The organism is Roseomonas rosulenta (genome assembly GCF_016106005.1).
GTDB classification, from domain to species: Bacteria; Pseudomonadota; Alphaproteobacteria; order Acetobacterales; family Acetobacteraceae; genus Neoroseomonas; species Neoroseomonas rosulenta.
In genome coordinates this window covers 1-11,256 of the sequence record NZ_JACADR010000140.1, presented here as the reverse complement: position 1 = coordinate 11,256, position 11,256 = coordinate 1, and the positions used below count along the sequence as shown (strand labels likewise).

Below are 11,256 nucleotides of genomic sequence, written 5' to 3'. Positions count from 1 at the left end.
GTCGCCCCGCCAGCGCCCCGCCCGCGCCGCGGGGCCGTGCGGCCTCAGCCGCGCGGCGGCAGGGCCGGGTCGGCGGCGCAACGCGAGACCGGCAACTGCCGGGCCTGCGTGACCCGGTTAACGACGCGCGTCGCAGGATCCGCGACGACCGTCAGGCAGGCGCATCCGTAGCCGTAGTTGCCCACCGGCCTGACCCAGTCCTGCGCCGTCATGCCTGTCACCTCGCGCATGCCCGGCGGCATCGCACGGCCTTGGGTCCAGAGCACCCAGCGCCCGTCGCGGTCGGTCAGCGACCAGTTGCCCGGGCCGGGATTGTCGAGCCAGCCGCAGCGCCGTTCCTGCGCCAGCGCCGGGCCGCCGGTCGCCGCCAGGATCGCCAGGATCACCACTGCGCGCCTCATATCCCGTCCATCGCTGCCGGATGGGGCGCAGGATACCGCGCGCGGGGCGCCGGCTGTCCGAAGCGCTTCAGCCAGTGCTGCGCGATGTCGCGCCGCCGCGCGATCCAGACCGCATCGCCCGCCCGCGCGACATGGTCGAGCAGCTGCTCGAGGCCGGCGATCCGCCCCGGCCGCCCGATCGTGCGCAGGTGCAGCCCGACCGACATCATCCGCCCGCCCTCGGCCATCAGCCGGTCGAAGGATGCGATGCAGTAGCGCGAGAAATCCTCGGCGAAGACGAAGCCCTGCCCCGGGCGGAAGCGCATGTCGTTGGTGTCGAAGGCGTAGGGCAGGATGACGTGTGGACGGCCGGCGGCGCCGGGCACCAGGCGCGGCAGGTCGTCGTCATAGGCGTCGGAGTCATAGAGAAACCCGCCGTCTTCCAGGAGCAGCCGGCGCGTGTTGACCGAGGGCGCGGACTTGGTGTGCCAGCCCACCGGCCGCGTGCCGGCGTGTTCGGCGAGCGTCGCGACGGTGCGCGCGATGACCGCGCGCTCGGTCGCCTCGGGCATGTTGGCATGCATTTCCCAGCGCCAGCCATGGGCGCTGACCTCGTGTCCGCGCGCCGCGGGGGCCGCGGCGAGGGCAGGGGTCACGGCCACCGCACGGGCGCAGCAGGAGAAGGTGGCCTTCACCCCGTAGCGGTCGAGCACGTCCATCACCCGCCACAGCCCGACGCGCGAGCCATAGGCGAAATGCGTCTCCATGCAGGGGTCGGGGACACCCTGCACCAGCTGCCCGGTCTCGGGTCCGCTCTCGTTGCGCTCGTCGCCGGAGGCGATCGAGAGTTCCGCGCCTTCCTCGACATTCACCACGATCGAGAGCGCGAGGCGCGCGCCCCTCGGCCAGGCCGGGTCAGGCGGGTTGCCGCCGTAGCCGCCAAGGTCGCGATCGGCCGGCGGCATCCCGCCGGGCAGCGTGCCCTCAACCATAGGCCTTGAGGATCGCCTGCATGGCGGGAGCAAGGTCCGGACGCTTCAGCGCGAAGGCGACCTGCGCCTCCAGGAATCCGGCCTTGTCGCCGCAGTCGAAGCGCTTGCCTTCATAGCGCAGGCCGTGGAAGGGCTGGTGGCCGATGAGCTTGGCCATGCCGTCGGTGAGCTGGACCTCGCCGCCCGCGCCCTTCTCCATCTTCGCGAGATGGCCGATCACCTCGGGCATCAGGACGTAGCGGCCGATCACGGTCAGGTTTGACGGCGCCTTCTCGACCGGGGGCTTCTCGACCAGGCCCTTCACCGAGACCAGGCGACCCTTGTCCTGATCGACATCGAGCACGCCGTAGCGGTTGACGCGTTCGCGCGGCACCTCCTCGATCGCCACCACGTTGCCGCCGGTCTCCTGATAGGCGGCCGCCAGCTGCGCGGTGCAGGAGACGTCGCACATCATCAGGTCGTCGGGCAGCAGGATCGCGAAGGGGTCGTCGCCCACGAAGGCGCGGGCGCACCAGATCGCGTGGCCGAGGCCCATGGGCACCTGCTGGCGCACCGTCACGATCGAGCCCGGCACCATGGCCTGGGCGCGCAGCGCGTCCAGCTCCGCGGTCTTGTTGCGGTCGGCGAGTGTGCGTTCCAGCTCGTAGGCCACGTCGAAATGCTCGACGATGGCGGTCTTGCCGCGGCCGGTGATGAAGCAGAACTGCTCGATGCCCGCGGCGCGCGCCTCCTCCACCGCGTACTGGATCAGGGGCTTGTCCACCACGGGCAGCATTTCCTTGGCCATCGCCTTGGTGGCGGGCAGGAATCGGGTCCCCAGGCCCGCGACGGGCAGGACGGCCTTCTTGAGGGGCTTGAGTGGCACGGGTGTCGTTTCCTCGATAATGTCCGGCGGCAATACCAGATCATGCCGCAAGGTCGCGAATATGGCGTAAGCGGGATGCGGCCGGGCCGGGGCACCAAGGCCTGGTTCCCGGGCGGCGTTGCACCCCTGCTGCAGCTGCGCGTGCCCGCGGCGGCCCATCTGCCGGTTTCCCGGCCCGGGCGTTCTGGCCTATAGGCTCAGCCCACCATGGACATGCCCCTCCCCGCGGATGCCCGCGTGGCCGCCGAGGCCGCGCGGCGCCGGTCCTTCGCCATCATCGCCCACCCGGATGCCGGCAAGACCACGCTGACCGAGAAGCTGCTGCTCAAGGGCGGCGCCATCCAGCTCGCCGGCCAGGTGCGCGCGAAGGGGAACGCGCGCCGCACGCGCTCGGACTGGATGAAGATCGAGCAGGAACGCGGCATCTCGGTCGCGACCAGCGTGATGACCTTCGAGAAGGACGGCACGGTCTTCACCCTGCTGGACACGCCGGGCCACGAGGATTTCTCCGAGGACACCTACCGCACGCTGACCGCCGTCGATGCGGCGGTGATGGTGCTCGACGCCGCCAAGGGCATCGAGAGCCAGACCCGCAAGCTGTTCGAGGTCTGCCGGCTGCGCGACATCCCCATCATCACCTTCGTCAACAAGATGGACCGCGAGGGGCGCGACCCCTTCGAGCTGCTGGACGAGATCGAGAAGACGCTCGCACTCGACGCCGCGCCGGTCGCCTGGCCGGTCGGGCAGGGGGCCGACCTGCGCGGCGTTTACGACATGCTGCGCCCATCGCTGCGCATGGTGGACAGCGAGGAGGTGATCGCGCTGTCGGGCCTCGATGACCCGGCGATGGGCGCGCATGTGCCGGAGGGGCTGGCGGCCACGCTGCGCGAGCAGGCGGAACTGGCGGCCGGTGGCTGCGCCGAATTCGACCTCGGGCGGTTCCTGGAGGGATCGCTCACGCCGGTCTTCTTCGGCTCGGCCCTGCGCGATTTCGGCGTGGCGCATCTGCTGGAGGGCCTGGCGCGCTTCGCGCCCCCGCCGCGCCCACGCCCGGCCGATACGCGCCTGGTGCGGCCGGAGGAACCCAAGCTGTCCGGCTTCGTGTTCAAGATCCAGGCGAACATGGACCCGCAGCACCGCGACCGCGTGGCCTTCCTGCGCATCTGCTCCGGCCGGCTCGAGAAGGGCATGCGCCTGCGCCAGGTGCGCACCGGGAAGCTGGTGCCGGTCAACGCGCCGCTCTTCTTCTTTGCAAAGGACCGCCAGGTGGCCGAGGAAGCCTGGCCGGGCGACGTGGTCGGCATCGCGACCCATGGCGGCATCCGCATCGGCGATACGCTGACCGAGAACGAGGCGCTGAACTTCCAGGGCGTGCCCTCCTTCGCGCCGGAGCATCTGCGCCGGGTGCGCCTCGATGACCCCATGCTCGCCAAGAAGCTTCGCAAGGCGCTCGATGAACTGGCCGATGAGGGCGTGGTGCAGCTGTTCCGCCCGCTGGACGGGTCTCAGCCGATCGTGGGCGTCGTGGGGCTGCTGCAGCTCGATGTGCTGCAGTCGCGCCTGAAGGCCGAATACGGCGTGCCCGCATCCTTCGAGGCGGCGCCCTGGACGCTGACGCGCTGGATGGCATCCGACGACCGCGCGGCGATCGAGCGCTTCGCCGCGAGCAACCGCATGGACATGGCCGAGGACCACGATTCCGAGCAGGTTGCCTTCTTCACCTCCGACTGGCGCCGCCGCCGCGCCGAGGAGGAATGGCCGATGATCCGCTTTCTGCCGGTGCGCGAGCAGCACGGGTTGGTATCGGGGTGATGTTCTCGCCCTCAGGCGCCGGGCGCGGCCTCCGGCCGCTTGGCTTGCGCGCCCAGCACTGGTTCGCCGGGCGCGGCTGACGGTCCGGGGCGCGGTCGCGCCGGGCGGTCCCGGATCGCGCAAAGCGCGATCCGAGTTCGTGTTTGCCCTCAGGGGCCGGGCGCGGGCTCCGGTCACCCGGCTTGCGCGCCGTTCCCTCCCGGAACGCGCCTGCGCGCGATCCGCATGCAGTGCTCCTGGTGGGAGATGACCGTGCGCTGGCCGCCGCGGTTACTCCGCCGCGACCGGCATCGCGTTGGCGTCGCGGCCGAGCCCGGCCTCGGCGGCCGCGGCCTGCATCTCCCGCGTGACCAGGGCGCGCAGCCAGGCATGGCCCGCATCGCGCCGGCGACCTTCGTGCCAGACCAGCCAGATCGGGATGCGGATCGGAGGGCCGGGCACGTCGGTGATGATCATGCGGAACTCCTTCTCCGCGATGCGCGCCATCGAGCGCGGCAGCACGCCGAGATAGTCGGTGCGCGAGATCACGAAGGGCACTTCGAGATACTCGCTCACGATCATCCGGCTTTCCGCCATGAGGTCCCACAGCTTGCCGGACAGCGCCCTGGGCCGGCGCTCGGGCGCGCGGCGGTGGCAGCGGACGAATTCCTCCGCTGCCAGGTGCCGCCAGCCCATGCCCTTGAAGGCACGCGGATGCCCCCCGCGGGCGGCGATCACCAGGCTGTCGTCGAAGATGCGCTTGTTCACGAAGCGGTCGTCGGCGGCCGGAATCCAGTCCACCGCGAGGTCGAGCAACCCCTCGCGCATCAGATTCGGCGCATCATCGGCCAGCGTGCGCGTGTCGAAGCGCAGCCGCACGCCAGGTGCGGCGGCCAGGGCCGCGTCGCGCAGGCGCAGCGCATATTCGGGGCCCATCGGGTGGGGGATCGCCACCTCGAAGCGGCGCGTGCTGGTGGCGGGGTCGAAGCCGCGCGCTTCCTCCACCGAATGGCGCAGGGCCTCGAGCGCCTGGCGGATCTCGGGGAAGATGCGGTTGGCGACGGGGGTCGGCGTCATGCCGGTCGGCGTGCGCAGGAACAATTCGTCGCGGCAGGTCTCGCGCAGCCGCCCCAGCGCGTGGCTGGTGGCCGATTGGCTGAGCCCGAGCCTGAGCCCGGCGCGCGAGACCGAGCGGGTATCGTACAGCGCCTCGAACACCAGGAGCAGGTTGAGGTCCAGCCCCTTCAGGGTCGCCATGCGGTCTTCCTTGCGCCGTTGCGGCGCGGTGCGCGGCCCGGCGAAGCGTGATGCAGGGCTCTGGTCCGCGCATCCGTCGCGTGGTCGGATCGATTTGGAACGAAAGCCCCGCGGTGTTCAAGGGCTTGATGCACCCGTCCAGGTCGCCGCGGCCCAGGGCGCTGCCCGACCGCGCGACGCGGTCGCCGCCCACCGGCCTGGGTCCGTCGGGAAGGGGGGCTCATGCCAGGCGCACAAAGTTTCGACCTGCGGCCCGCAGGGCCGATGCCGCGCATGCGGCCGGCGGGCGATCCGGCGAAACCAGGGCCCGCCGATGCGGTCCGCGTTACGCCGAAGGCGTGCCTGCGGCACGTCAATCCGAACGCGTGCCTCCGGCACGACACGCCGAAGGCGCACGAAGATGAAACCTTCGTGCGCCCGGTGTCAGTCGCTGCCCGCCGGCCCGTGATCGCCCTCGCCTGCGCGACGGCGTCGCACCACGGTCACCGAGCACGGCGCCTCCGCCGCCACCTGCCCCGAGACCGAGCCGAGCAGGCGGCGCGATAGGGAGTTCTCCCGCGCACCCAGCACCAGGTGGTCGACGCGGTTGGCGCGCGCGTAGTCCAGGATGGCCTCGGCCGCATCCGCCCCCTCCAGAACGTGGAAGGTGGCGCGGCCCTGGGCGAGGTTCAGCGGCGCGGCCCAGTGGCGCAGTTCCAGCAGGCACTGCACGTGGCGGTTCTGCGCGGCCTCGTCGCCCGCCCCGGCCGCGGCGGCGCCGCGCAGGACATGGAGGCAGGCGAGCCGCGCGCGTGGCCGGCTCGCGAGCATCTTCTGCACCTGGCTGCGCAGCAGGGCGGCGAGTTCGTCGGTGGTCTGCGACAGGTCGATCGCCACCGCCAGGATGGGCGCGGCGGCAATCCGCCCGGCCGTGTCGAGGCGCCGCGGCACCAGCGGTTCGGGGCGCAGGCGGCGGCGCAGCACGGTGAGGATGTCGTCGCGCCGGCGGCGCTCGGCGCGCGCAGTGAGCGCGATCTGGGCGGGGTGGCGCAGGTCGAGGGCGAGTTGCGCGGCCGTGGGGTGGCGGCGGTCCGGGCTGACTTCCAGGCAGCGCAGGATCACCTCCTGCAACCAGGGCGGGATGGCGTCCTGGCGCCGGCGGGGCGGCACGGGATCGCGCCACAGGCGGCGCTTCACGCCCTTGAGGTGCTGGGGCTCGCCGAAGGGCGTCTCGCCGGTGGCGAGCTGGTACATCAGCGCCCCCAGCGCGAACAGGTCGCTGCGCGGGTCATGCCGGATGCCCAGCACCTGCTCCGGCGCCATGTAGGGGGTGGAGCCGTAGGGCAGGCGGAATTCCTCGGCCATCAGGTCGGGCAGCTGGTCATGGTGCGCGAGGCCGTAGTCGACCATCACCGCGGTGCCGTCGGGGCGGAACAGGATGTTGGCGGGCTTCACGTCCAGATGGACGACGTGCTGCTGGTGCAGGTCGTCCAGCGCATCGGCGATGGCCGCGCCGATCGTCGCCACCTGGTCGGGCGGCAGCGGCACCTCGCGCAGCCGCAGCGACAGCGCCGCGCCCTCGATGCGCTCCATCACGATGTAGGGCTCGGTCTCGAAGCCGGCCATGGCCACGAAGCGCGGCACATGCGGCCCGGCCAGGCGCGGCATGATCATCTGCTCCATCTCGAAGGAGACGATCGAGGCCGCGTCCTCGCCGGCGCGCAGCCGCGGCACCTTCATCAGCAGCGGCGTGTCGTCATCGGGGCGCGAGACCCGATAGAGCAGCGCCATGCCGCCCTCGTGTAGCACCTCGCCCACCTCGAATCCGTCGATGGTCCGCCCGCGCAGCGGCATGGGTCAGCGGCCGAGGAACAGGCGGTCGGCGAGGCTCGCGGGCAGGCCCGCGGCGCGGATCTTCGCCGCCGCCGCCGCGATGTCGTAGGGCACGCGCTGCCAGGCGACCTCGCCGCGCGCGGTGTCGAGCAGGGCATAGCAGGCGGCGGGGTTGCCGTCGCGCGGCTGACCGACCGCGCCCAGCACCGCGAGCCAGCGGCGCCCGCGCGCCAGCGGCACCGGCACGCCGCAGACCGGTGTGAAGGTATTGACCTTGTCGGTCTCGCCCAGGCTGTAGAGCGCGGGGCGATGCACATGCCCGCAGAAGGTCATCTGTGCGTCGGTGGCCTCTAGGCTGCGCCTCGCCGTCAGCGCGTCGCTGACATAGCGCCATCGCCCCGGCGCCGAGGCATCGGCATGGACGAAGAGCCGCCCGTCCTCCTCGTGCGTGAGGGGCAGGGCGGCGAGGAAGCTGCGCTGCGCGTCGGTCAGGCGCCGGCGCGTCCAGGAGATGGCCAGCGCCGCCATGTCGTTCATGCCGGCCGCGCTGCCGGAGACCGCGGCCTCGTCATGGTTGCCGAGCAGCGCCAGCGCGCCGGCGGCGACCAGCGCCATCGCGATCTCGATCACCGCCTCGGGGCTCGCGCCATAGCCGACCAGGTCGCCGAGCAGGGCGAAGCGCTCCGCCCCGCGCGCACGGGCATGATCAAGGCAGGCGCGGAAGGCCTCGAGGTTGGCATGCACGTCGGCGAGGATCGCGATACGCATGCCCGGGCCGTCAGTTGTTGATGAAGACGCGCGCGGCGAGCGCGATCTGGAACAGCGCGGTGACCAGGTCGGTACCCATCTGCCAGTACTTCGGGTCGAGATAGGGCAGGGCGATCAGCTCGTCCCCCGCGCGCGGCGGCACGCGGGGATCGAGCACGACCTCGCCCGATGGGCGGCGCAGCATCAGGGTCGATCGCGCGCCGCGCGCGGTCAGCCCGCCCGCGGCCTCGAGATACTGCTCGATGCCCCAGCCCTCGCGCCAGATCACCGGCTGGGCCATGTTGACCTCGCCCTGCACGAAGACGGTCTGGGAGCGTTCGGGGATGACGATGATGTCGCCGTTCTCGAGCCGGATCGGCGCGCAGGCGCCGGCGGCGCCCATCACCACCACGCGCCCCTCGGGCTGCACGCGGCGCGCGCGCGAGATGTATTGCGAGATCAGGTTGGCTTCCTGGGCGCGGGATTCGGCGATGCGCGTGGTCGCCGAGGGCGCCAGGAAGAGCTGCCGCTCGAGCCGGTCGAGCGCCTCGTCGATCGCGCGCTTCTGCGAGAGCGCGAGGGAAGGCCGCAGGAGGAACACGCCCTCGGTATTTGCGAGCTGCGCGTCCACCGCGATGTGGTCGAGGATGCCGCACAGCGTCATGTCGCGGTCCGCCACCAGCACCGAGGGATAGAGCCGGCTGCCCTCGACGTTCACGCGGATGGTGCGGGCCGAGACGTCCGCCACGAAGGTCACGGTGTCCTGGTCGAGCAGCGTCTGCTGCGCCAGCTCCGTCAGCGTCATGTAGCGCGAGAAGGGCTGCGAGGCGCGCACCCCGCGCACCACGGCGTTGGTCGCCGCCGGCAGCGGGCGGGCGAGGTCGATCAGCTCGCGGCCGCTGAGATTGGCGCGGCTGGTACTCTCGAACAGGTAGTTGTTCCGCACCGCGCCGTCGGCGCCGATCATGGCGCGCTGGCGGCCCACGATGATGGTGTCGCCTTCCTGCAGGCGGATCTGCGGCAGCTGGCCTTGCAGCAGGAAGCGATACAGGTCGACGCTGGCGATGGTGCCGCCGCCGCGCGTCACCGTGATCTCGCGAAAGGACTCGCGCCCCGGATCGACGCCGCCCGCGCGCACGAGGAAATCGAGGATGCTCTCCGACGCCACGCCGGCATAGCGGCCGGGAGATCGCACGAAGCCGGCGACGAACAGCCCGATGCGCTGGGTGGAGAGCACGGTTGCATAGACCTGCACCTGGGTGGTGTAGACCTTGCGGATCTCGCCCTCGACCACCGCCTGCAGGTCGCCCACGCGCACGCCGGCGACGCGCACCGGGCCGATATTGGGCAGGAACAGGTTGCCGGCGGGGTCGATCACGCCGACCAGCTCGGAATCGACCGCGCCCCAGGCGCGGACGCTCACGCGGTCGCCCGGGGCCAGCACGTAGTTGGGGTTGGGCGCTTCCGAGAAGCTCTGCTGCTGGCCGGTGAAGAGCGCCGCGCCGAACACCGCGGTGGCGGGCCCGGCGATGCGCGCCTGGTCGCCGAGCGGGGCGACCAGCGACGCGCCGCCCTCCGCCTGGGTGGGGCTGCCGAGGCGTTCCGTGCCGCGCTGCTGGCCTGGGATGTCGGCGAGCGAGCGCTGGTCGAAGGTCGGCGGCGGCTGCACGGCGGGTGCGGCGCCCGGCACCATCGTGCCGGCGGCGCCGGGCGCTGCGTTCTGGCCCAGCAGCGGGAAGCCCGGCAACTGGCCCGGCACGCCGCCGATGCCAGGCGCCAGGGTGCGGTTCTGCTGCGCCGACGCATCCTGGGCCACCACCGGCCCCATCAGGACCAGCAGCGCGGCAAGCGCGCCGCGCAGCGCCTCAGACCGCATGTTCACGCATGCCCGCGACCAGTAGCCAACCGATGCCGAACGCCACCGAGAGCCCAAGAAAGACGCTGCCCACACTGATGATCTTCCGAGGATAGAGGGGATAGACGGCTAGGTTCGGTTCGACCACGCGCGCGATGTAGACCTGCTGGCGCTGTGCCTCGACGCGGGCGGCTTCCAGGCTGGCGGTGGCAGAGGCGAGCTGGCGGTCGGCGAATTCGCGTTCCAGCATCAGCCGCTCGAAGCTGCCGAGCTGCTGGGCGAGCGCGTCGTCGCCCTGGGTGCGGCGTGCGCGCTCCGCCGCGATCTGGCGTTCCAGCGCCTCGATCCGGTTGCGGGTGACCTGCAGGGCGGGGTTGTCGGGGCGCATGTAGGCCATGCGTTCGCGCAGTTCCGCATTGGCCGCGGTCAGCGCGCTTTCCATGGCCGAGATGGTGGTCGCCGCGGCGGTGGCGGTGCCGGCACTGTCGAGGTCCTGCTGCTGTTCGCGGAAGCGCGTCAGCGCCGCGCGGGATTCCGCCACGCGCTGCTCGGCCACCACGAGCTCGGCGCGGGCGATCCTGAGCGCGTCCTCGCGGGCGCGTTCGGACAGGCTGTTCACCAGGGCTTCCGACAGCGAGAGCAGCGTTGTGGCGATCTGCTGCGAATCCGAGGGCCGGAAGCTGCGCACGCGCAGCGTCGTCACGCCGGTCGAGGTGTCGAGGCTGGCCGAGACCATGGAGTTGTAGAACTTCGTCAGCCGCTCCGGGTCGTCGTAGCGCAGCCGCGCGAAGAAATCGGCATCGTCGCGCGTCCACATCGCGATCAGATCGACCTGCTCCTGTGTGCGCATCACGGCATCGTGGGACAGCAGGAAGTCGCGCACGCTGTTCGCGTCGGTCACCGATCCGCCGCCGCCCCCGGTCGCGGCCGAGATCACGGCGCCGAGCGAGAGCTGCGGCGCATCGGCGCGCGAGCGTACGACGAAGCGTGCCTCCGAGACGTGTTGCGGCGACGCCAGCACGTAGAAATAGGCGGTCACCAGAAGCGTGGGCACCAGCACGCACCAGGTGAAGGGGTGGCGCAGGAAGCGCCGCAGCCGCCGCTCCGGCCTGGGCGGTGGGGTCGGCCTGGCCTCGCTCCAGGCCTCGACCGGCTCGGCCTTGCCGGGTTTAAAGACTATTGTAGGTGGCGAGAGCTTCATCGATGTCTTCGTAGAAGGTCAGCGTCCCTTGATCCAGCACTGCCGCGCGCGAGCAGTGCTGGCGGACCAGGGAGGGCTGGTGGGTAACGATGATCAGGCCTGCACTCTGTAGCCGGGCGACGAAGGCACGGCCGAACTTGGTGGGGACTGTCTGAATTTCCGTGTATGGCCGGTCATGATGGGAAAGAAGGAGCTCCCCCATGGCGCGACGGAAGGTAGCGTCCCGTGACGTGGTGTAGGAGCGCCCTGGTCTCCTGAGCGGGTATGAGCTGCGTTCAGTCTGCCACGGCGGGCAGGCTGACATTGGGAGCATCGCTGATGGGGGCGAGCGTCTCAAGGCTCATGTAGCGGCGCTG

General features: G+C 71.4%; 9 protein-coding genes. 1 reads left to right on the top strand and 8 read right to left on the bottom strand.

The window, feature by feature from the left end; translation table 11 throughout:
- Nucleotides 1-44: 44 nt before the first annotated feature.
- Genes HW578_RS16200 through galU form a run of 3 tightly spaced genes read right to left on the bottom strand, consistent with a single transcriptional unit; the run spans nt 45 to nt 2,237 of the window.
- Complete coding sequence (locus HW578_RS16200; protein WP_198371618.1) at nt 45-386, bottom strand: DUF4087 domain-containing protein; 342 nt, start codon at nt 384-386, stop codon at nt 45-47.
- 11 nt (nt 387-397) lie between these two features.
- Nucleotides 398-1,372 carry a polysaccharide deacetylase family protein gene (locus tag HW578_RS16195; protein WP_232479021.1) on the bottom strand — a complete coding sequence of 325 codons (975 nt, stop codon included), beginning with the start codon at nt 1,370-1,372 and terminating at the stop codon, nt 398-400.
- Complete coding sequence (gene galU / locus HW578_RS16190) at nt 1,365-2,237, bottom strand: UTP--glucose-1-phosphate uridylyltransferase GalU (RefSeq protein WP_369407906.1); 873 nt, start codon at nt 2,235-2,237, stop codon at nt 1,365-1,367. Before galU ends, HW578_RS16195 begins: the two co-directional genes overlap by 8 nt.
- 207 nt (nt 2,238-2,444) lie before the next feature.
- Between galU and HW578_RS16185 the strand changes: the two genes are divergently transcribed.
- Complete coding sequence (locus HW578_RS16185; protein ID WP_232479020.1) at nt 2,445-4,049, top strand: peptide chain release factor 3; 1,605 nt, start codon at nt 2,445-2,447, stop codon at nt 4,047-4,049.
- Nucleotides 4,050-4,319: 270 nt separating this feature from the next.
- On the opposite strand, the gene HW578_RS16180 is transcribed toward HW578_RS16185, so the two are convergent.
- The 5 genes from HW578_RS16180 to HW578_RS16160 all read right to left on the bottom strand — a co-directional run bounded on the left by HW578_RS16180 (nt 4,320) and on the right by HW578_RS16160 (nt 10,900).
- A complete protein-coding gene (locus tag HW578_RS16180; protein WP_198371615.1) occupies nt 4,320-5,285 on the bottom strand; it encodes a LysR family transcriptional regulator in 966 nt (321 codons plus the stop codon).
- A 423-nt stretch (nt 5,286-5,708) separates the two neighbouring features.
- Nucleotides 5,709-7,118, bottom strand: a complete 1,410-nt coding sequence (locus tag HW578_RS16175) for a bifunctional serine/threonine-protein kinase/universal stress protein (RefSeq protein ID WP_198371613.1) — start codon at nt 7,116-7,118, stop codon at nt 5,709-5,711.
- Between the two features lie 3 nt (nt 7,119-7,121).
- Nucleotides 7,122-7,865 carry a metallophosphoesterase family protein gene (locus tag HW578_RS16170; RefSeq protein WP_198371611.1) on the bottom strand — a complete coding sequence of 248 codons (744 nt, stop codon included), beginning with the start codon at nt 7,863-7,865 and terminating at the stop codon, nt 7,122-7,124.
- Nucleotides 7,866-7,875: 10 nt separating this feature from the next.
- Nucleotides 7,876-9,720, bottom strand: a complete 1,845-nt coding sequence (locus tag HW578_RS16165; RefSeq protein WP_232479019.1) for a polysaccharide biosynthesis/export family protein — start codon at nt 9,718-9,720, stop codon at nt 7,876-7,878.
- Entirely contained in the window at nt 9,710-10,900 is a 1,191-nt protein-coding gene (locus tag HW578_RS16160; RefSeq protein WP_198371609.1) for a capsule biosynthesis protein, read from the bottom strand. The genes HW578_RS16165 and HW578_RS16160 overlap by 11 nt, the downstream gene beginning before the upstream one ends.
- Nucleotides 10,901-11,256 lie beyond the last annotated feature (356 nt).

Bases quoted from the DNA above. Each gene is read 5' to 3' on its own strand.
- HW578_RS16195 (WP_232479021.1), bottom strand. From the start codon at position 1,372: ATGGTTGAGGGCACGCTGCCCGGCGGGATGCCGCCGGCCGATCGCGAC.
- HW578_RS16175 (WP_198371613.1), bottom strand. From the start codon at position 7,118: ATGCCGCTGCGCGGGCGGACCATCGACGGATTCGAGGTGGGCGAGGTG.
- HW578_RS16180 (WP_198371615.1), bottom strand. From the start codon at position 5,285: ATGGCGACCCTGAAGGGGCTGGACCTCAACCTGCTCCTGGTGTTCGAG.
- HW578_RS16185 (WP_232479020.1), top strand. From the start codon at position 2,445: ATGGACATGCCCCTCCCCGCGGATGCCCGCGTGGCCGCCGAGGCCGCG.
- HW578_RS16165 (WP_232479019.1), bottom strand. From the start codon at position 9,720: ATGCGGTCTGAGGCGCTGCGCGGCGCGCTTGCCGCGCTGCTGGTCCTG.
- HW578_RS16160 (WP_198371609.1), bottom strand. From the start codon at position 10,900: ATGAAGCTCTCGCCACCTACAATAGTCTTTAAACCCGGCAAGGCCGAG.
- HW578_RS16170 (WP_198371611.1), bottom strand. From the start codon at position 7,865: ATGCGTATCGCGATCCTCGCCGACGTGCATGCCAACCTCGAGGCCTTC.